Source organism: Streptomyces sp. NPDC029956, from assembly GCF_055574655.1.
This window is the reverse complement of record NZ_JBVHZJ010000029.1, coordinates 34,774-55,418: the sequence shown is the minus strand read 5'-3', so window position 1 is coordinate 55,418 and position 20,645 is coordinate 34,774. Positions and strand designations below refer to the sequence as shown.

Here is a 20,645-nt window from a genome sequence, read left to right as displayed (position 1 = left end):
CCCCTGAATCCCGGAAGGGAATCAGGGGCCATCGGCGTGTGCTCAGGCCACCGGCGCGGCGGCCTCCGCCCGGCCGCTGAGCGCTTCCAGGTCGCTCTTGCGGACGCGGATCACCAGAAGGGCCGTCACCAGCGCGATCATCACCATCGCGACGGCGGCCGTGAAGGCCGAGGAGATGCCCGAGGTCAGCACCTCGTGGCCCCAGGGCGGGGGCAGCTCGTGCGTCTTCATCGCCTCGGCCTGCTGCTCGGGCGTCGAGTTCGCGAGGAAGGCGGGCATCTGCTTCTCGCCCTCCTCGCGGCTCGCCGTGCCGAAGATCGTGACCAGGATGGACAGGCCCAGCGAGCCGCCGACCTGCTGGGTGGCGTTGAGCAGGCCCGAAGCGGCTCCCGCCTCGTGCTGGGCCACTCCGGAGACGGCCGTGAGCGTGAGCGTCACGAAGTTGAGGCCCATGCCGAAGCCGAACAGGACCATCGGGCCGAGGACCCCGCTCGCGTAGCTGCTGTCCGAGCTGATGAACGTCAGCCAGAACAGACCCGCGCCGGTGATCGCCGCACCGCTCACCATGAACGGCTTGGGGCCGAGCGCGGGCAGCAGCCGCTGGGCCAGTGCCGCGCTGGCACCGATCGCGAAGGTCACGGGGAGGAAGGCGAGTCCGGACTGGATCGGGGTGTAGCCCAGGACGTCCTGGACCCAGAGCACGATGAAGAAGAACATGCCGAACATGGCGGCCGCCAGGCTGAGCATGATGACGTACGTGCCCGAGCGGTTGCGGTCCGCGAACATGCGGAGCGGCGTGATCGGCTCCTTCGCACGGGACTCCACAACCGCGAAGGCGACGAGGAGGATGACCGCCGAGGCGAAGGAACCGATGGTCACCGCGTCCTCCCAGCCCTTCTCGGACGCACGGATGAACCCGTAGACCAGCGCCGCCATGCCGAGCGTCGAGCTCGCGGCTCCCGCGATGTCGAACCGGCCGGGGTGACGCTCGGACTCCGCTATGTAGCGCGGGGTCAGGAAGGCGATCAGCAGACCGATCGGGACGTTCACGAAGAGGACCCAGCGCCAGTCCAGCCACTCCGTGAGGACGCCGCCCGCGAGCAGACCGATCGCGCCGCCACCCGCGGAGACGGCGGCGAACACGCCGAACGCCCGGTTGCGTTCCGGCCCTTCGGGGAACGTCGTGGTGATCAGCGCGAGCGAGGTGGGCGAGGCGATGGCGCCGCCCACGCCCTGCAGGGCCCGCGCGGCGAGCAGCTGCCAGGGTTCCTGGGCGAAGCCGCCGAGGAGCGAGGCGAAGGTGAAGAGCAGGATGCCGGCCATGAACACCCGGCGGCGCCCCAGGACGTCCCCGGCCCGTCCGCCGAGGAGCAGCAGACCACCGAAGGTGAGCGTGTAGGCGCTGAGCACCCACGACAGATCGGTGGTCGAGAAGGAGAGCGCGTCCTGGATGTGCGGCAGGGCGATGTTCACGATGGTGGCGTCGAGGACCACCATCAGCTGGCAGGCGGCGATGACGGTCAAGGCGATACCCGGCCGTCCTCCGGCGCGAGCTGGTCCGTCCTTGGTCTGTGTGCCGACCGGAGAAGTTGTCACTATGGATCCCCCACGGAAGAATTAGTGAACGCACCCGTTCACTGTTCATCACGGTAGTGAGTCCCCCTCAGTGAACGCAACCGTTCCCTGAGTACTGCCGATGACATGACACTGCCTCAACGGAGAGATCCTGATGGTTACTTCGCGCTCCACGGCCGCCGCCCGGCCGGAAGGGGTGGCACTGCGACGCCGCGGCCCCGTACTTGAACGGGCCATCCTGGAGGCCGCGCTCGAGCAGCTGGGCAGCGTCGGCTGGAACGGTCTGACGATGGAAGGTGTCGCGGTCGGCGCTCAGACGGGCAAAGCCGCGGTGTACCGGCGATGGCCTTCGAAGGAAGACCTCGTCGCCGACGCGCTCCAGGCCGGACTTCCGGCCCTCGATGAGGTCCCGGATCTGGGAAGCGTGCGCGAGGAGCTGTACGAGCTGTGCCGCCGCGTCCGGGACGTCATGTACTCCAAGCCCGGCTTTGCCCTCCGCTCTGTCATTCACGAATGCGATGCCGAGGCTGTCGAGAGGTTCCGCAGCTTGATCGTCACCGGAGTGGTTGAGCCCTCGTCCCGGCTCTTCCGGGATGTTCTACGCCGAGGAATCGCAAGGGGTGAGGTGCGTGCGGACGCGAACAACGACCTGGTGATCGACGTCGTACCCGCCATGATGATGTACCGCTCAAAGGTGTGCGCCAGCGAATGGCCGGACCGTGAGATCGCCGATCTGATCGACCGGATCATGGTGCCGCTGCTACGCGCCTGACCTGGGCCGGGTGGCCTCCGAGGGGTGATGCGCACGGGCCCGGGGGCGCGCCGCGACGTCCCGTCGGGCGCCCGACGGGAATCCGGCTATCGCACCCGGCCCCAAGCGGCGTAACCTGTCAGGCGCCATGCCGTACGAACCACCCACCCACACCGTAGAGCGATCGCTCCGAGCCACCACCGGCGCCAAGATCGTTGCCGGAGTCGACGAGGTCGGACGCGGTGCGTGGGCAGGCCCTGTCACCGTGTGCGCCGCCGTCACCGGACTGCGCCGGGCGCCCGAAGGCCTCACCGACTCCAAGCTGCTCGCCCCCAAGCGCCGTACCGCGCTCGCCGCGGAACTGGAGCACTGGGTCACGGCGTACGCGCTGGGCGACGCCTCCCCGCAGGAGATAGACGAGCTCGGGATGACCGCTGCACTGCGGCTCGCGGCCGTCCGGGCCCTGGAAGGCCTGCCCGTACGACCTGACGCGGTGATCCTCGACGGCAAGCACGACTACCTCGGCAGCCCCTGGCAGGTCCGCACGGTGATCAAGGGCGACCAGTCCTGCATCGCCGTGGCCGCCGCCTCCGTGATCGCCAAGGTCCGGCGTGATGCCGCCATGGCGGAGCTGGGCGTCGGCGGTGAGGACTACGCGGCGTACGCCTTCGGTGCCAATGCGGGCTACCCTTCGCCGGTCCACAAAGCGGCGCTCGAAGAGCTGGGGCCCACCCCGCACCACCGTCTCTCCTGGTCGTACCTGGACGCCATGCCGAGGTGGCGCCACCTCAAAAAGGTCCGCCTCTCCGCCGAGGCGGTCGCGCTGGAAAGCGGGGGCCAACTCGGCTTCGACTTCTGAACTTCCGGTCGCGGGGACCTGCTCAAGGGACTCCCACACGGCCGGGGCGTACGTGTGCGCCCACCCGCCGATGCCTCGCGCAGCGGCGTTTGATAGACATCCACTCATGCCTCTCATCCCCGAGGAGCCTCAGATTCACGAGAGCGCCCAGGGTCCCCGCGCCACCGCGGCCGCCGGCCGCCCCGCGTCGACCCCCCGTCCCGTACCCGGCCCGCGTACCGCGGCCTCACCGCGTCCCGGACGCCCCGTTCCCGGCCCTGCCAGGCCCGCGGCGCCGCGCCCGCACCCCGGCCCCGGGCCGTCTCCGGCGAACGCCCCGGAGAATCGTTCCGATCAGCCGTCCACGCCGCAGCTCCAGCTGATCCCGGCCCCCGTCGACGGTGCACTGGACGCCGCCGAAGAGGCCCTGGACCTGCTCCTGGAGAGCGGCCAGGCGCCGGGCGAGGTCCTGGTGCTCACCACCGGCGACCCGCACCCCTGGGCCACGCACGAGCTGTCCTTCGGCGAGGCCGCCTACTGGGCCCAGCAGGACACCGGTGACGACGTGTTCTTCGCGCACGCCGCCGCCGTGGAGCGAGCCACCGCTCGGCCCGTGGTGATCGTCGCCGTCAACGGAGGAGACGACGCGGCGACCGCCGAGGCCCTGCCGTCGGCCATGGCACGCGCCGGAGCCCTGCTCGTCGTCTGCGGTGACCCGCAGCGCGCCACGGCGCTCCTCGGAGCGGGCGCCGGAGTCTGACCGACTCCCCCTCCGCCGGACCACAACGGGTCCGGCGGGGGCCGGCGTCGTTCCCCCGCGATCAGCGCGCGGCGGCCCGGCGCAGCGGCTCGATCGCGCCACCGGCGGTTCTCGGCGTCAGTCGGCCGAGCTCGGCCGGCCCCTCACCGAGGAGCAGGGGAAGCGAATCGGAGCTCGGACGACGGCCGCCGCGGCCTTCTCCGAGCACCTGCCAGCCCGCTCGGGTCAGCGTGATGTACGCGCCGCAGCGGAGTCCGTGCAGGGTGCAGGCGTCCCGGAGCCCCCACATCCACGCTCCGTCCTCCTCGGTCCAGCGCTCGTCACCCTCACGGCAGTACATCAGCACCGCGGTCCGTACGGGTGTGCGCCGGCGGAGGTCGTGCGGAATGACCCGCCGCAGATGCGCGAGCAGTGCGTTGCGGAAATCCCAGCCGTCCGCCGGGGTGGGGCGACGGACGAACGAGGCGCTGGCGGCGATCCGTTCCTCGTGGTCCAGGATCGCGAGGACCGCCATCGAGGGCGTGGGAGCGTGGCGAGAGTGCAGTCCGCCGACGACCTCACGCGGATTGCTCAACAGAGGGATCCCCGCCGCGGCCCACTCGGCCGGTTCGAGTATCCGAGCGAGGCGGTTGGCGGACTCGGACGACGATCTGAGCGAGGCGGCTGTGGGCGGAGCGAATCCGAGGGTCACGGTCCTCCCTTCGGATACGCGCCCGCGAGGCGGGCAAGGTTGAGTGAAGGCGCACCACAGCACAGCCCGTCCGGACCGCTGGCGGGGAGTGTGAGGCGGTTTCCCAATTCTTGCGGGCCCGTGGGCGAGCGGCAACGAGCAATTGAGGCCGCTGACGGGATTGCGTCGGTATGCCTTTCATATCCCTGCCCAGTTGCCCATTGTTCACTCCCCGTTCCCCTTCCCGTTTCATCCCTGGACGGCAAGCACCAACGGATACACCCCTTCCGCACCGGCCCGTCGCAGCAGCCGGGCCGCCACCGCCAAGGTCCAACCGCTGTCGGACAGATCATCGACGAGGAGTACCGGCCCGCCCGCCGCGGCCAGCCGCTCGCCCACTTCGGCGGAGACCGTCAGGGTGCGCTGCAGCCCCACCACCCGCTGGGCGCTGTTGGTCCGTGACAGTCGTACGTCCTCCGCCTCGGGCGCGTACTCCACCGCTCCGAGCAGGGGCATTCTGCCGATCTCGGCGATCCTCTGTCCGAGCGAACCCACCAGCTGAGGCCTCCGATGGGAGGCGACCGTGACCACGCCGGCCGGTCGGGCGGACGCGTCGGGTGCGCCGGAGGCCCAACCGCCGGGCCCCTTCGCCCAGTCGGCGAGGACATGCACCACCGCCTGCACGACATCGTCCGGAACCGGGCCGTCCGGGGCGCTGTCGGACAACAGCGGACGCAGCCGGTTGCCCCAGCCGATGTCCGAGAGCCGTCCCAGGGCCCGGCCGCCGGAAGCCTGCTCGCCCGCCGGGATACGGCCCTTCAGATCGACCCCCACGGCCGCGAGTCCGGTCGGCCACATCTTCCGGGGCTCGACCTCCACACCCGGCCGGCCCAGTTCACCCTTGGCCGCGTCCAGCGCCGCGTCGGAGACCTTCGGATCGAACCGGCTGCCCGAGCAGTTGTCGCAGCGACCGCACGGCGCGGCCTCCTCGTCGTCCAACTGACGGCGCAGGAACTCCATCCGGCACCCCGACGATGCCGCGTAGTCGCGCATCGCCTGCTGCTCGGTCGCCCGCTGTCGCGCCACCCAGGCGTACCGCTCGGTGTCGTACACCCAGGGGCGACCCGTGCTCTCCCAGCCGCCCTTCACCCGTCGCACCGCGCCGTCCACGTCGAGCACCTTGAGCATCGTTTCCAGACGGGTCCTGCGCAGCTCCACCAGAGGCTCGAGCGCGGGCAGCGACAAGGGCCTGCCCGCCTGGGCGAGCACGTCGATCGTGCGGCGCACCTGCTCCTCCGGCGGGAAGGCGACCGAGGCGAAGTAGCGCCAGATCGCCTCGTCCTCCTGCCCGGGCAGCAGCAGCACCTCGGCGTGCTCCACACCTCGGCCGGCGCGGCCGACCTGCTGGTAGTACGCGATCGGGGAGGACGGCGACCCGAGGTGCACCACGAAACCCAGGTCGGGCTTGTCGAAGCCCATGCCGAGGGCGGAGGTCGCCACGAGGGCCTTGACCCGGTTGGCCTGGAGATCGTCCTCCGCCTGCTGCCGGTCGGCGTTCTCCGTGCGGCCCGTGTACGAGGAGACCGTGTGCCCGCACTGGCGCAGATAGGCGGTGACCTCATCCGCCGCGGCGACCGTCAGGGTGTAGATGATGCCGGAACCGGGCAGCTCGCCGAGGTGGTCGGCGAGCCAGGCCAGCCGGTGGGCCGCGTCCGGGAGCCGGACCACGCCCAGGCTCAGGCTCTCCCGGTCCAACGCACCGCGCAGAACCAGGGCGTCCGTGCCGGCCCCCGTCCCCAGTTGCTCGGCCACGTCCGCCGTCACCCGGGCGTTCGCCGTGGCCGTGGTGGCGAGCACCGGAACCCCGGACGGCAGGTCCGCCAGCATCGTGCGCAGCCGCCGGTAGTCGGGCCGGAAGTCGTGCCCCCAGTCCGAGATGCAGTGCGCCTCGTCGACCACGAGCAGCCCGGTGGCGGCGGCGAGCCGGGGAAGCACCTGGTCACGAAAATCCGGATTGTTGAGCCGCTCGGGGCTCACCAGGAGCACGTCCACCTCACCGGCGGCCACCTCCTCCTGGACCGTGTCCCACTCCTCCGTGTTCGACGAGTTGATCGTCCGGGCGCGGATGCCCGCCCGAGCTGCCGCCTCCACCTGGTTGCGCATGAGCGCGAGCAGCGGCGAGACGATCACGGTCGGCCCGCTGCCGCGCTCACGGAGCAGCGAGGTCGCCACGAAGTACACGGCCGACTTGCCCCAGCCCGTCCGCTGCACCACCAGGGCCCGGCGCCGGTCGGCGACCAGCGCCTCGATGGCCCGCCACTGGTCCTCGCGCAGTCTCGCCGTGCCGGTCGGGTCCGAGACGAGACGGGCGAGCACGGCATCGGCGGCGGTCCGGAGTGCGGCGCGGTCTTCCAGGGGGTCTGCGTGGGTCATGACTCCATGCAACCCGATGCCTCGGACATTGCGCGAACGAGCGCCGAACCTGTGGACAACTCGGCAGGCCGACGGAAGCCCCGTTCCGGGAGTTATCCACAGGGGTTTCGGATTTCGGGAGATCACGAGACCGTCCTGACCATGAACGCGAATCACCACGAATCAAGCGACCTCTCCCGTACCCGGATCACCCTGCGCGGCCCTGCGGAACTGGCCGACGCCCTGCCGTTCGTGCTGGGCTTCCACCCCACCGACTCCGTCGTCCTGGTCGCCCTCCACGGCGAGCACGGCCGTTTCGGTGGACGCGTCAGGCTGGGCATTCCCCGCTCGCCCCGCGAATGGGCGTCCACCGCCGACCACCTCGCCGAATGCCTCGTCGAGGGAGGCAGCAGGAGCGGCACCCGACCCGACGGCATCGTCGTCTTCCTCTGCCAGGACCCCGCGGCAGGCGAGACCGGCCGCAGGGTCATGGAGCGACTGCGCCCGTTCGCCCAGCGGCTGCGCACGGCGTGCGGCGCCCTCGACATCCCGGTCTACGAGGCCCTCTGCATCTCCGACGGCCTCTACTTCTCCTACTGCTGTCCCGACGTCCGCTGCTGCCCGCCCGACGGCACCCCGCTCGCTCTCAGCGGTACGTCGGTGATGGCGGCGACCGCGGCGTACGCCGGAGTCCAGGTTCGGGGGACCCTGCGGGACATGGAGCGGCGGTTCCAGCCCTCCGGCGGTCCTCGGGAGGAAGAACAGCGCGCGGCACTCGACGCGAGCGCCGCCGTGATCGTGCCCCGGATCCTCGAGGGCGCCGAGGACAAGGGGCGGGTGGAGGTCCGAGAGACGACGCTGCGCCTCGCACGGGCGGTCCTCCGCCGGTTCGCCGATCCGACGGGGGAGGCCGGTCCGACCGGCCGGACCGGCGGCTCGACCGACCCGAGGACCGCGAGGGGGAGCGTCGTAGGCACAGCCGAGAGCGACGCGGCCGACGACGCCCTCGTCGAGACCGGTGAAGCGGCCGCGCTGATCCTCGGCCTCCAGGACCGGGTCACCCGGGACCGCGCCGCCGAATGGATGGAGGGCTGGGAGGGCACCGCAGCCCTGCGGCTCTGGCGCGTCCTCGCCCGGCGCTGCGTCGCCCCCTACCAGGAGCATGCGGCCGCACCGCTCACCCTCGCGGGCTGGACGGCCTGGTCCACCGGCGACGAGCCGACCGCCAGGGTCGCCCTCGGACTGGCGCTCGACATCGACCCCGAGTACGTCTTCGCCCGGCTGTTGCACCAGGCGTGCAACGAAGGGCTCGACCCCGAGTCGCTGCGCTCCTGTCTGCGGACCGAGCGGGACGGCCGGATCGCATCGGAGGAGGCCGCTTCGGGCACATCCCCGCGGGTCCGGATGCGTGTCGCCCGCCCGCAGGGCGGTCGGCAGACGCTGAGGAAGCCCGGCCGCCGGACCGGCGGAACGGAGCGCCGTTCCTCGGCTGGCGTCCGGCCCGGCGGGCCTGCCGCGGGGAAGCCGGGGAGTGGAAGTCCGAGCCGCGGTGGGCAGCGCGGCACCAGGAGCGGCCGATGACGACCGTGACCCTGCCGCCCGTCGGCGCGTTCAGCTCTCTGGCGGAGTCGCCCGAACCGTCCCGCCGACACCTCGCCGGCCACCCGGTCCGCACAGAGAGCACCCCGTACCCGCCATGGCCCTCAGTCCCGTCCCGGCCCCCGGCCGCCCCACCGGACCACCGATCGGCCACGTGCCGGGACGCCCCACCGGGCGGCAGGCCGGGGTCGGCGTCGGCCCCGGTACCGGCTCCGCACCGCCCCGCGCGGTCCGGCCCATGGAGCTTCCCTCGGTGCACGACGCGCTTCTCTGCGTGGCGCTGCCCAACCTCGCCGTCTGCGCCGAGCACGGCCAGCTCACCGGCGAGGGGCCCGAGGGCGTGTACGCGGCGGGGCGACGGCTCCTCTCCCGCTGCGTCCTGCGTGTGGCGGGGCGCGAGCCGGTCGCCCTCCAGGGCCGTATGGCGGCCGCCGACCGGGCGATCTTCCTCGGAGTCCTCCGAGTCCCCGGGGACATGGGACCCGACCCCGGACTCACCGTCGAACGCACGCGGAGCGCCGACGGCAGCGAGCGGATCACCCTGCGCAGCGCCGTCGCCCGCCCCCTCCGCCTCCCGGTGGAAATCGCTCTGGGGTCGGATCTCGCGGACCTGGGCGCGGTGGCGTCCGGCAGACCGGGACCCGAGCTCGCCGCGAGCGTCCACGGCACCGGCCTGCGCTGGACCGGCGACGGAGGACGATCCGTCACCGTCACGGCGGACCCGCCGCCCATGGACGCCCTGGCGGCGGCGGGCGTCCTCCGCTGGGAGGCCGAGCTGGCGCCGGGAGGCACGTTCACGGTCCGGCTACGGGTACGCGACGGCTCGACCGGCCGTCCGGCCGGCTCCCCGGGCGGCGGCGGGCGGCCCGGAGGCCACATCCTTGCCGAAGCCCTCGCCGAGGGCGACGATGCCCGTCCCGGGGAGCTGCTGCGTGCCTGTGTCGAGGACTTGCGGGCCCTGCTCCAGCGTGACCCGATGCATCCGGCGGACGTCCACCTCGCCGCAGGCGTCCCCTGGCGCTGCGGCCCCGTCACCGCCGAGGCGCTGTGGGCCGCGCGGATGGCCCTGCCCCTCGGCACCCGGCTCGCCGTCACCACCCTGCGCGCCCTCGGGCGCACCCAAATCCCCGGCGGCGGAACCGACTCCGGCCGCATCCCCGGACCCCTCAGGGACGCAGGACCGCACCTGCCGCCCCGCTGCACCGGCATCGAGGCCACCCTTGCCTGGCCGGTCGTGCTTGCCGAGGCCCGCCGCTGGGGGCTGCCCACGGCGGATCTGGAAGAGCTGCTGCCCGTCGCGGAACGCTGCCTCGACTGGCTGCGTCGGACGGCCGGCGCGAGCGGGCTCGTGCCGGACCCGGGGCCCGCCGGGCCCTGGCGCGCCGAGACACAGGCACACGCCCATCGCGCGGCGCTGCTCGGAGCGGACCTGCTCGACGCCTGCGACAGGCCCGGGGGAGACGCCCTGCGCGATGTGGCAGAGGCGCTGCGCGAGCGCTTCCGGCGGGAGTTCTGGCTCGACGACGGGGCCGGCGGCCGACCCGCCGTCGCCCGCGGGCCGGACGGCCGGACCTGGCCCCAGCTGGGTGGCTGGGCCGCGCATCTGCTCGACACCGGGCTGCTGGGCGGCGGCCGCCTGGCCCACGGACTGCTGGACAGGACGGAGGCCGAACAGGTGGCCCGACTGCTCGGCACCCCGCCCCTCGACTCCGGCTGGGGGCTGCGCAGTCTGGGCGCCAAGGAGCCGGGCCACAACCCCTTCGGCCACCGTGGGGGAGCGGTGCGGGTGCACGAGACGGCGGTCGCCGTGGCAGGACTCGCCGCCCTCGGCCACGAGAAGGAGGCCACCTCCCTGCTCCGTGGGCTGCTCGACGCGGCGGAGGCCTTCACGTACCGGCTCCCCGAGATGTACGCGGGGGAGCAGCGCACGACGGGCGGGCGACCGGTGCCACACCCCGCCGCGTGCCGACCGGCGGCCGTCGCGGCCGCCGGAGCCGTCCACGCGCTGCTCGCCCTCGCCGGGATCCGGCCGGACGCGCCGGGCCGGTCCGTGTCGACGCATCCCCTGCGGTCGGCGCCGCTCGGGGCGATCCGGTTCTCGGGGCTCGTGGTCGCGGGCGAGCCGTTCGCCGTACGGGTCGGCAGGCTCGGTCTCGGTATGGTCGAGGAGGCCGCAGAGGGCCTTCAACTGGGGGTGTGACGGGATGCCGGGCACAGACACGACGGAAGCCTCACGACAGGGCGCGGAAGTCAGTGCGGATACTCCCGAGGGGCGTGCTTATCGTCAGGAAGACGACTATGATCGCGGCATGCCTCCCTACGACCCGTCGGCCTTTCCGCCCTTTGCCGTGACCGTCGACCTGGTCGTGCTCACCGTGCGCCGCCATGCCCTCTGCACCCTGGTCGTACGTCGGGGAGAGGCGCCGTATCAAGGGTGTTGGGCGCTGCCCGGCGGCTTCGTGCGCGAGGACGAGGACCTCAGCGGCGCCGCCGCGCGTGAGTTGGTCGAGGAGACGGGCCTCTGCGCCCACGACCCGGCGGCCCCGCCGCCCGTACCGAGCAACGGCGCGCACCTGGAGCAGCTGGCGACGTACGGGGCACCCGACCGTGACCCCCGCATGCGCGTGGTCAGCGTCGCGCATCTGGCGCTCGCCCCGGACCTTCCCGCACCGCGGGCCGGCGGCGACGCGAACAGCGCCCGCTGGGCGCCCGTCGAGGAGCTGCTCGGCGAGGACGTGCTCGCCGGGACGGCGGAGGTCACCGGAGCGGCCGGTGGCGCCGGCGGTGCTGGGGCCCCCGGTGACGCGGCGGGTGACGAGAAGGAAGGCGGCCCGGTGGCGCTCGCCTTCGACCATGCCCGGATCCTCGCCGACGGGGTGGAGCGCGCCCGCTCGAAGATCGAGTACTCCTCCCTTGCCACGGCGTTCTGTCCGCCGGAGTTCACGGTCGGAGAGCTGCGGCGCGTCTACGAGGCCGTCTGGGGCGTCGCCCTGGATCCGCGCAACTTCCACCGGAAGGTGACCGGCACGCCCGGCTTCCTCGTTCCGGCCGGCGGCACCACGACCCGTCAGGGCGGGCGCCCGGCCCAGCTCTTCAGGGCAGGTGGGGCCACTCTCCTCAACCCGCCGATGTTGCGCCCCGAGGTCTGACGGACCGGTGCTTCCGGCTCTCCTGGGCGCCAACCCTGCACGGAAAGTCCGAAATGTAGCGTTATCTTGCTGCGATAGCGCCGCCCTGCCGCGGAGCGGTGTCACCTACCGCGAGAGAAGCGATGCTCCAGGCAATCGGACTGACCAGCACTCCCCGCCGCGATCGCCCGCCCGCCGTGGACGATCTGACCTTCGAGGCCCGGCCGGGTGCCGTGACCGCCCTCCTCGGTTCCGCGGCCTCCGGCAAGACCACCGCGCTCCGGCTCATGCTCGAACTCGAGCCGGGCCGGGGGATCACCTACTTCCGAGGTCGGCCGTTGCACCGCATCGCCCACCCGCCGCGTGAGGTCGGCGTCCTCCTCGGCGACATCCCCGGGCACCCCTCCCGCACGCTCCGCGGCCAGCTGCGGATGCTCTGCGCCGCCACGGGGGTTCCCGCCTCGCGGGCCGGGGAACTCTCCCGGGCCGTCGGTCTCGACGGCCTGGAGCGCCGACGGATCGGCACCCTGCCGATCGGAGCCGATCGACGACTCGGCCTCGCCTCCGCCCTGTTGGGTGACCCTCACACCCTGCTGCTCGACGAGCCGGGCGCCGGTCTCTCCGTACCCGAGAGCGCCTGGCTGTACGAGCTGCTCCGGGCGCACGCGGGCAACGGGGGAACCGTCCTGTACACCACGGCCGATCCCAAGGACGCGGTCCGCAACGCCGATCGGGTCGTCACGCTCGACGGTGGGCGACTCGTCGCCGACCAGGACGTCACGGAGTTCGCCCGCACCCGGTTGCGCCCTCGTGTCGCCGTACGCACCCCGCAGGCCGCACGGCTCGCCGCGGTCGTGACCCAGGAGGCCAGGGCCGCTCGTCGGCCGGTCGAGGTCGTCGCTGAGGACGGCAACCGGCTGTCCGTCTACGGGAGCGACTGCGCGGCCGTCGGCGACACGGCGTTCCGCCACGGCGTACCGATCCACCGGCTCGCCGTCGAGACCGGCGACACCGCTGACACCTTGCCCGAACGGCGTACGCGGGCGGGAGAGGGCCGCCCGGAGTCCGGCTCCGGGCGGGACGCCGGACCCGATGTCCGCGGACCCGATGTCCCCGGGTCCGGCGCCTCCGTGTCCGGGGGGCACGGGCCCGACACCCCCGCACCCGCCGGCTTCGTGCCCCGCGACCTCGCCGCCGGGGAGCGGAGTGGGAGCCGGAAGCCCGCCCGCTCGCCCCTGCGGCCTCTGCGGTACGAGATCCATCGCCTCCTGGGTGTGCCGTCCACCCCACTCGTGGTGGCGGCCGTCCTGTTCGGCTCCGTGACCCTCGCCCTGCTCCTCGGGCGGGGCGGGAGCGCCGCACTGCCCGCGGTCCTGGCAGGCTGGCCCGCTCTCTCCCCACTGCCGCCCGCGGCACTCGGGGCCGGACTGCTCGGCGCCTTCTCCTTCGGTGAGGAGTACCGCTATCCCGCGCTCACCACGGGCCGGGGAGCCGTGCCGCGCAGGCCGGGACTGCTGCTGGCGAAGCTGGCCGTGGCGGCGGCCGTCGCCCTGGTGCTCGGGGCGGCCGTCGTGATGGTGGATCTCCAGGTGCTGCGGTTCGTCTACGGCGCAGAGTTGATCTCCGTGCCGAAGAACTGGCCGACACTCTGTGCGAGTTGGCTGGGGCTGAACGTCGGCTGCGCCTGGGCCGGAGTCCTCGGTGCCGGGGTGTTCCGGGCGGCTGCGGCCGGTGTGGCGGCGGTCCTCGCGGTGCCGGTCGCCTTCGTCCCGCTGCTCCAGAAGGTGCTGACCGGACCCTCGGTGCGGTCGGCGGCAGGACTCCCTTCGCGGCTCCGGGAGTTCGCCGGTCCGCAGTGGTCTCCGGCGGTGGACCACTGGCTGGCGGGAGGGCTGAGGGTGCTCGGGCAGCCCGCGGGAGTGGCTCTTTCGCTGACGTTGACCGGATTGCTCTGCGCCTATGTGTTCACCGGCCTTCGCCGTAAGGCGCGTTGGTGATCACTTGCGGATCGAAAGATTCCGTTTCGCGGTCAACTGCCTTGAAATCTGACCGATATGTCCGATTAATCGTCAATTGTGTAGGGGGTGCCGATCACCCTTTCGTGTGCTTTTCACCAAAGACCTCAAGGGTCACGGAAGCAGCGCCGACAAAGGATGCGTGAGTACCCTTGCGCACACCATGATGACCGCCGCCCGCTCCGTCGACTCCGGCCTCGGCGCCCCGGGCGATCTCAACCACTACCCCTACGCGGAGGCGCCCGCCGCCGGCCGCGTGGGCCCGCCCTCCTGGGAGGGTGTGGACACCGACCTGGGCCGCGTCGGCCGCCGGAGCGCCGGCAATCGGGGGCGTGGGCTGCACGGCCAGCTCGTCCAGCAGCTCGGCCAGATGATCGTCTCCGGCGATCTCGGGGCCGACCGCCCGCTCGTCCCCGAGGAGATCGGCCAGCGGTTCGAGGTCTCGCGCACCGTCGTCCGCGAGTCGCTGCGCGTGCTCGAGGCCAAGGGGCTCGTCAGCGCCCGCCCGAACGTCGGCACCCGCGTCAGGCCCGTCAGCGACTGGAACCTCCTCGACCCCGACATCATCGAATGGCGCGCCTTCGGCCCCCAGCGCGACGACCAGCGTCGTGAGCTGAACGAGCTGCGCTGGACGATCGAGCCCCTGGCCGCCCGGCTCGCCGCCGGGCACGGCCGCGAGGACGTCCAGCAGCGACTCGCCGACATGGTCGAGATCATGGGCCACGCGTTCGCCCAGGGGGACGGCATCACGTTCTCCCGCGCCGACACCGAGTTCCACTCGCTCCTCATCCAGCTCGCCGGGAACCGCATGCTGGAGCACCTGTCCGGCATCGTCGGCGCGGCGCTCCAGGTGTCCGGCGGCCCCGTCACGGGCTGCGACCGCCCGAGTGAGGCCTGTCTCGCGCACCATGCGCGGATCGTGGACGCGCTCGCCGCGGGCGACGCCCTCGGCGCGGAGACGGCCATGCGGGCCCTCCTCACGGTCCACCCCGAGGTGGAGCGCGTCGTCCCCGCCCCTCGCGAACACTGACCCGCGGGCCGTGGCCGGGAGCGTCGAGGCGCGGGCAGCGCACGCTGCCGGGTCCGAGTGGCGCCCGGGGAGCCCGGAAGGGTTTCCCCGGTCGACACCAGGTTTCCGGCGGTGTGAATGTACGCTGATATATCCCTCTGCGTTCATTTGTCGCACATGAGGTGTGACTCGGGCCACGAAGATTGGGCGTAACACTCCTCCGAGCCGTGCGATGACCTAAGAGGTGACAGCCGAGGAAGGAATACAGCAGCCGATGGAGGCGCTGTGCAGTTCCCCGGTCCAGCCCGCGCCGTCGGCACATTCCCCGTCGACGGTCGTCGGCTCCAGCCCGATCCAGGGCGGGGCCGGAAGCCGTTTCCATCGTTCCGAGAGGTTGTTCGTGTCGGCCAGCACATCCCGTACGCTCCCGCCGGAGATCGCCGAGTCCGAGTCTGTGATGGCGCTCATCGAGCGGGGAAAGGCTGATGGGCAGATCGCCGGCGATGACGTGCGTCGGGCCTTCGAGGCTGACCAGATTCCGCCAACCCAGTGGAAGAATGTTCTGCGCAGCCTCAATCAGATCCTCGAGGAAGAGGGTGTGACGCTGATGGTCAGTGCAGCGGAGTCGCCGAAGCGCGCCCGCAAGAGCGTCGCCGCGAAGAGCCCGGCCAAGCGCACCGCCACCAAGACCGTCACCGCCAGGACGACCGTGACGAAGACGACCGTCACGGCCGCCACGGCCTCCGCGGCAGAGGGCGACGACCCGGCCGACGAGGCCGGATCCGCCGCCAAGAAGGCGGCCGCCAAGAAGACCGTCGCCAAGAAGACGGTGGCCAAGAAGACCGTCGCCAAGAAGACGGCGGCCAAGAAGGCCACGTCCAAGAAGGACGCCGACGAAGCCGTCGAGGGCGAAGAGCCGCTCGAGGACGTCGCGCCCGGCAAGGGCGAGGAGGAGGAGACCGAGGGCGAGAGCAAGGGCTTCGTCCTGTCCGACGACGACGAGGACGACGCTCCGGCGCAGCAGGTCGCCGTCGCCGGTGCCACCGCCGACCCGGTCAAGGACTACCTGAAGCAGATCGGCAAGGTCCCGCTCCTCAACGCCGAGCAGGAGGTCGAGCTCGCCAAGCGCATCGAGGCCGGCCTGTTCGCCGAGGACAAGCTAGCGAACTCGGACAAGCTCGCTCCGAAGCTCAAGCGTGAGCTGGAGATCATCGCCGAGGACGGCCGCCGGGCCAAGAACCACCTCCTGGAGGCCAACCTCCGTCTGGTGGTCTCGCTGGCCAAGCGTTACACCGGCCGCGGCATGCTCTTCCTGGACCTGATCCAGGAGGGAAACCTGGGTCTGATCCGCGCGGTCGAGAAGTTCGACTACACCAAGGGCTACAAGTTCTCCACGTACGCCACCTGGTGGATCCGTCAGGCGATCACCCGCGCCATGGCCGACCAGGCCCGCACCATCCGTATCCCGGTGCACATGGTCGAGGTCATCAACAAGCTCGCGCGTGTGCAGCGTCAGATGCTCCAGGACCTGGGCCGTGAGCCCACCCCGGAGGAGCTGGCCAAGGAACTCGACATGACCCCTGAGAAGGTCATCGAGGTCCAGAAGTACGGCCGTGAGCCGATCTCCCTCCACACCCCGCTGGGTGAGGACGGCGACAGCGAGTTCGGCGACCTGATCGAGGACTCCGAGGCGGTCGTTCCGGCCGACGCGGTGAGCTTCACGCTCCTCCAGGAGCAGCTGCACTCCGTGCTCGACACGCTCTCCGAGCGTGAGGCCGGCGTCGTCTCGATGCGCTTCGGTCTCACCGACGGCCAGCCGAAGACGCTGGACGAGATCGGCAAGGTCTACGGCGTGACCCGCGAGCGGATCCGTCAGATCGAGTCGAAGACCATGTCGAAGCTGCGTCACCCGTCGCGCTCGCAGGTGCTGCGCGACTACCTCGACTGATCCGTACCCCGGCAGTCCGTGAGAGTGACGGACGCGAGGCAGGAGCGGTACGCGGAAGGGCCCGGTTCCCCGAGGGGGAGCCGGGCCCTCCGGCTGTACGCGGGGTGCACCGCGCGGTCGTGTGCTGGACTCTGGGTGAAGCGACATCACCGGAGAGTCAGGAGGCTCCATGCGTGGTTCCCTCACCCGAGCATTGACGGGTGCTCTGGGCCTGATCGCGGCGGCGGCGGGGCAGCTTGCCACTGCCGTACCCGTGGCCGCCGACAGCGTCGTGGTGGGTGGCCGGCAGGCCCAGATCACGGATGCCCCGTGGGTCGTGGCGCTGTCCAGCCGTGACCGGTTCGGAGGTACGCGCGCGGGGCAGTTCTGTGGGGGCGTGCTCGTGGCGCCGACCAAGGTGCTCACGGCGGCCCACTGCCTGGGCCGCGAGGTCCTCGGCGGTGAACCGTGGGAGGTGCGCGACTTCGTCGCCATCGCGGGCCGCGCCGCGCTGCGCGGGCAGGGCGGGCAGGAGGTGCGGATCTCGGACACCTGGGTCAATCCCGACTACGACCCGACGACGAACTCGGGCGACCTCGCGGTACTGACGCTGGTGAGTGCGCTGCCTCAGGCGTACGTGATCGGCGTCGCCCGCACGGGAGACGCGGCGTACGCGCCCGGCGCGGAGGCGGACGTCTACGGCTGGGGCGACACGACCGGCAACGGGACCTATGCGTCCACGCTGCGGACCGCGCGGGTCCAGGTGCTGCCGGGCAGCGCGTGCGAGCGGGCCTACCCGGGCGGTTTCGGCGTCGCCTACCGGGACGACACGATGCTGTGTGCGGGCGACCCGCGCGGCGGCAAGGACGCGTGCCAGGGCGACAGCGGAGGCCCGCTCGTGGCGAAGGGGCTTCTCGTCGGCCTGGTGTCCTGGGGCAGCGGCTGTGGACAGGCGGAGAACCCAGGGGTCTACACCCGTGTCTCGGCGGTGCTGCCGGAGAGCTTCTGATCCACGGCGGACAGTGGCGGTACGAGAACGGGCGGCCACCCCCCTTGGACTGCGGGGGTGGCCGCCCGTTGTCCGGTCATTGGCCGGATCTGGGCTCGTCGTGGATGTGAGGCGTCAGTGGTCGTCGCCCTGCGTGCGGGCCGGCACGTCCGTCAGGCGGTCCGTCTCATCCTGTATCTCAACGGCGATCTTCTTGAGTTCCGGCTCGAACTTACGTCCGTGGTGGGCGCAGAAGAGCAAGTCACCTCCGCTGGTCAGGACGACACGCAGGTAAGCCTGGGCGCCGCAGCGGTCGCAACGGTCAGCGGCCGTCAGGGGGCTCGCGGGGGTCAGAACAGTAGTCACGTCGCCTCTTCTCTAGCTCGACGAGCTGTCGTACCAGGGTCAACATCCAACCAGGCCGAAAACGTTCCCGCTCGCGGCTTTTCCTTCAAACTTCTTCGCAGGTGGCTGTCTGCTGCCGGTTGGCGGCGAATGAGCCGTATTGCGTCGCTCTACGGATTTCGCGTTGCTTGTGTGGGTCGGTCCCCCCGGCGTGGTTGCCGGTTGTTGATGAGGACGTGCCCGGAGCCTAAATGGTTCATGCCTGGAAGGGAACGTGATGTTCGCGTCACCCCATCGAGGGATCGAACATCCATGCGAGGCTGGACTAGCATGAGGAATAGGGGAGGGTGGCGTAACAACGGCTCTACCAGGCATCGGTACCCTCTGACGGGTGACCGACGCCGGGCCTTACCCCACTGGGCCAGATTTCAAATTCAGCGAGGAGCGAACCGCGTGACCGCCGAAACGTCCGTGCCGTCCAGTGCGCTGCTGACCGCAGACCGTGACGCTTCCAACTACACCGCGCGGCACCTGCTCGTACTCGAAGGGCTCGAAGCGGTCCGCAAGCGCCCCGGTATGTACATCGGGTCCACCGACAGCCGCGGCCTGATGCACTGCATCTGGGAGATCATCGACAACTCCGTCGACGAGGCCCTCGGGGGCTACTGCGACCACATCGAGGTCGTCCTCCACGACGACGGCTCGGTCGAGGTCCAGGACAACGGCCGGGGCATCCCGGTCGACGTGGAACCCAAGACCGGACTCTCCGGAGTCGAGGTCGTCATGACCAAGCTGCACGCCGGCGGAAAGTTCGGCGGCGGTTCGTACGCCGCGTCCGGCGGTCTGCACGGCGTCGGCGCCTCCGTGGTCAACGCCCTTTCGGCCCGCCTCGACGTCGAGGTCGACCGGAACAGCGCCACGCACACGATCAGCTTCCGCCGCGGTGTGCCGGGCATCTTCACCGAGCAGGGCCCCGACAGCCCCTTCGATCCGGGCAACGGCCTGCGCAAGGGCAAGCGCGTCCCCAAGACCCGCACCGGCACGCGTGTGCGCTACTGGGCGGACCGGCAGATCTTCCTCAAGGACGCCAAGCTCTCCCTGGAGACGCTGCACCAGCGCGCCCGGCAGACCGCCTTCCTCGTGCCCGGCCTCACGATCGTCGTCCGCGACGAGCGGGACCTGGCGGGGATCGGCAAGAGCGAGGAGACCTTCCGCTTCGACGGCGGCATCAGCGAGTTCTGCGAGTACCTCGCGCAGGACAAGGCCGTCTGCGACATCCAGCGCCTCACCGGCCAGGGCACCTTCAAGGAGACCGTCCCGGTCCTCGACGAGCGTGGCCACATGACCCCGACCGAGGTCACCCGTGAACTCGCCGTCGACGTCGCCCTGCGCTGGGGAACCGGCTACGACAGCACGGTCAAGTCCTTCGTCAACATCATCGCCACGCCCAAGGGCGGCACCCACGTCTCGGGCTTCGAGCAGGCCATCACCAAGACGGTGAACGAGGTGCTGCGCTCCGCGAAGATGCTGCGCGTCGCCGAGGACGACATCGTCAAGGACGACGCCCTCGAGGGCCTCACGGCCGTCGTGACGGTCCGCCTCGCCGAGCCGCAGTTCGAGGGGCAGACCAAGGAGGTCCTCGGTACGTCCGCGGCCCGCCGGATCGTGGCGAACGTGGTCGCGAAGGAGCTCAAGGCCTTCCTCACCTCGACCAAGCGGGACGCCAAGGCACAGGCCCGTGCCGTCCTGGACAAGGCCGTCGCCGCCGCCCGGACGCGCATCGCCGCCCGCCAGCACAAGGATGCGCAGCGCAGGAAGACCGCGCTGGAGTCCTCCTCGCTGCCTGCCAAGCTGGCCGACTGCCGCAGCGACGACGTGGAGCGCAGCGAGCTCTTCATCGTCGAGGGGGACTCGGCCCTCGGTACGGCCAAGCTCGCCCGCAACAGCGAGTTCCAGGCCCTGCTGCCGATCCGCGGCAAGATCCTCAACGTTCAGAAGTCGTCCGTCTCGGACATGCTGAAGAACGCCGAGTGCGGAGCGATCATCCAGGTCATAGGAGCGGGCTCGGGCCGCACCTTCGACATCGACGCGGCCCGCTACGGGAAGATCGTCCTCCTGGTCGACGCCGACGTCGACGGCGCCCACATCCGCTGCCTGCTGCTCACGCTCTTCCAGCGCTACATGCGCCCGATGGTCGAGTCCGGGCGGGTCTTCGCGGCCGTACCGCCGCTGCACCGGATCGAGCTCGTCCAGCCCAAGAAGGGCCAGGACAAGTACGTCTACACGTACTCGGACAACGAGCTGCGCCAGACCCTGCTGGAGTACCAGCGCAAGGGCGTCCGCTACAAGGACTCCATCCAGCGCTACAAGGGTCTGGGCGAGATGGACGCCGATCAGCTCGCGGAGACCACGATGGACCCGCGCCACCGCACCCTGCGCCGGATCAACATCGGCGACCTGGACGCGGCGGAGCAGGTCTTCGACCTCCTCATGGGCAACGACGTGGCGCCCCGCAAGGAGTTCATCACCGGCTCCGCGGCGACGCTCGACCGCTCGCGCATCGACGCCTGAGGCGCTCCACCCGTGGGTGGAGCCCCACGCTCCACCCACGGGCCGATCACACGGCCT

Annotated in this window: 15 protein-coding genes; 11 read left to right on the top strand and 4 right to left on the bottom strand. The window is 71.4% G+C overall.

Annotated elements, in window-relative coordinates:
* Window positions 1-42: 42 nt before the first annotated feature.
* Window positions 43-1,596: an MFS transporter gene (locus tag ACZ4XX_RS22890; protein WP_468509711.1), complete on the bottom strand. Its 1,554-nt coding sequence runs from the start codon at window positions 1,594-1,596 to the stop codon at window positions 43-45.
* A 133-nt stretch (window positions 1,597-1,729) separates the two neighbouring features.
* On the opposite strand from ACZ4XX_RS22890, the gene ACZ4XX_RS22885 reads away from it, so the two are divergent.
* The 3 genes from ACZ4XX_RS22885 (at window position 1,730) to ACZ4XX_RS22875 (ending at window position 3,924) form a co-directional block, all read left to right on the top strand.
* Window positions 1,730-2,347, top strand: coding sequence for a TetR/AcrR family transcriptional regulator (locus ACZ4XX_RS22885; RefSeq protein ID WP_468509710.1), 618 nt, complete (start codon window positions 1,730-1,732; stop codon window positions 2,345-2,347).
* A gap of 127 nt (window positions 2,348-2,474) precedes the next feature.
* Window positions 2,475-3,185 (top strand): ribonuclease HII, encoded by a 711-nt coding sequence (locus tag ACZ4XX_RS22880; protein ID WP_468509709.1) that lies wholly within the window; start codon window positions 2,475-2,477, stop codon window positions 3,183-3,185.
* Window positions 3,186-3,291: 106 nt separating this feature from the next.
* A complete protein-coding gene (locus tag ACZ4XX_RS22875) occupies window positions 3,292-3,924 on the top strand; it encodes a hypothetical protein (RefSeq protein WP_468509708.1) in 633 nt (210 codons plus the stop codon).
* A 61-nt stretch (window positions 3,925-3,985) separates the two neighbouring features.
* Here the strand turns inward: ACZ4XX_RS22875 and ACZ4XX_RS22870 are convergent, their stop codons facing one another.
* Together ACZ4XX_RS22870 and ACZ4XX_RS22865 are read right to left on the bottom strand one after the other, a co-directional pair.
* Window positions 3,986-4,615, bottom strand: a complete 630-nt coding sequence (locus ACZ4XX_RS22870) for a hypothetical protein (protein ID WP_468509707.1) — start codon at window positions 4,613-4,615, stop codon at window positions 3,986-3,988.
* Between the two features lie 228 nt (window positions 4,616-4,843).
* Window positions 4,844-7,027: a RecQ family ATP-dependent DNA helicase gene (locus tag ACZ4XX_RS22865; RefSeq protein WP_468509706.1), complete on the bottom strand. Its 2,184-nt coding sequence runs from the start codon at window positions 7,025-7,027 to the stop codon at window positions 4,844-4,846.
* Between the two features lie 141 nt (window positions 7,028-7,168).
* Here ACZ4XX_RS22865 and ACZ4XX_RS22860 point away from each other — a divergent pair, with 141 nt between their 5' ends.
* The 7 genes from ACZ4XX_RS22860 to ACZ4XX_RS22830 all read left to right on the top strand — a co-directional run bounded on the left by ACZ4XX_RS22860 (window position 7,169) and on the right by ACZ4XX_RS22830 (window position 17,693).
* Window positions 7,169-8,587, top strand: coding sequence for a DUF4192 domain-containing protein (locus ACZ4XX_RS22860; protein WP_468509705.1), 1,419 nt, complete (start codon window positions 7,169-7,171; stop codon window positions 8,585-8,587).
* 115 nt (window positions 8,588-8,702) lie between these two features.
* Window positions 8,703-10,805, top strand: coding sequence for a glycogen debranching N-terminal domain-containing protein (locus ACZ4XX_RS22855; RefSeq protein WP_468509704.1), 2,103 nt, complete (start codon window positions 8,703-8,705; stop codon window positions 10,803-10,805).
* Window positions 10,806-10,914: 109 nt separating this feature from the next.
* On the top strand, window positions 10,915-11,754 hold the full coding sequence (locus tag ACZ4XX_RS22850) for an NUDIX hydrolase (protein ID WP_468509703.1): 840 nt from the start codon (window positions 10,915-10,917) through the stop codon (window positions 11,752-11,754).
* A gap of 122 nt (window positions 11,755-11,876) precedes the next feature.
* The gene (locus ACZ4XX_RS22845) at window positions 11,877-13,730 is read left to right on the top strand and encodes an ATP-binding cassette domain-containing protein (protein ID WP_468509702.1); all 1,854 of its coding nucleotides are present in this window, start codon (window positions 11,877-11,879) and stop codon (window positions 13,728-13,730) included.
* 160 nt (window positions 13,731-13,890) lie between these two features.
* Window positions 13,891-14,778: a FadR/GntR family transcriptional regulator gene (locus tag ACZ4XX_RS22840; protein ID WP_468509701.1), complete on the top strand. Its 888-nt coding sequence runs from the start codon at window positions 13,891-13,893 to the stop codon at window positions 14,776-14,778.
* A 379-nt stretch (window positions 14,779-15,157) separates the two neighbouring features.
* Window positions 15,158-16,705, top strand: a complete 1,548-nt coding sequence (locus ACZ4XX_RS22835) for an RNA polymerase sigma factor (protein WP_468509700.1) — start codon at window positions 15,158-15,160, stop codon at window positions 16,703-16,705.
* Window positions 16,706-16,874: 169 nt separating this feature from the next.
* Window positions 16,875-17,693, top strand: a complete 819-nt coding sequence (locus ACZ4XX_RS22830) for a S1 family serine peptidase (protein WP_468509699.1) — start codon at window positions 16,875-16,877, stop codon at window positions 17,691-17,693.
* A gap of 114 nt (window positions 17,694-17,807) precedes the next feature.
* On the opposite strand, the gene ACZ4XX_RS22825 is transcribed toward ACZ4XX_RS22830, so the two are convergent.
* Window positions 17,808-18,038, bottom strand: coding sequence for a DUF7455 domain-containing protein (locus ACZ4XX_RS22825; RefSeq protein WP_015036683.1), 231 nt, complete (start codon window positions 18,036-18,038; stop codon window positions 17,808-17,810).
* Between the two features lie 432 nt (window positions 18,039-18,470).
* Between ACZ4XX_RS22825 and ACZ4XX_RS22820 the strand changes: the two genes are divergently transcribed.
* The gene (locus ACZ4XX_RS22820) at window positions 18,471-20,588 is read left to right on the top strand and encodes a DNA gyrase/topoisomerase IV subunit B (protein ID WP_468509698.1); all 2,118 of its coding nucleotides are present in this window, start codon (window positions 18,471-18,473) and stop codon (window positions 20,586-20,588) included.
* The last annotated feature ends 57 nt before the right edge of the window (window positions 20,589-20,645 follow it).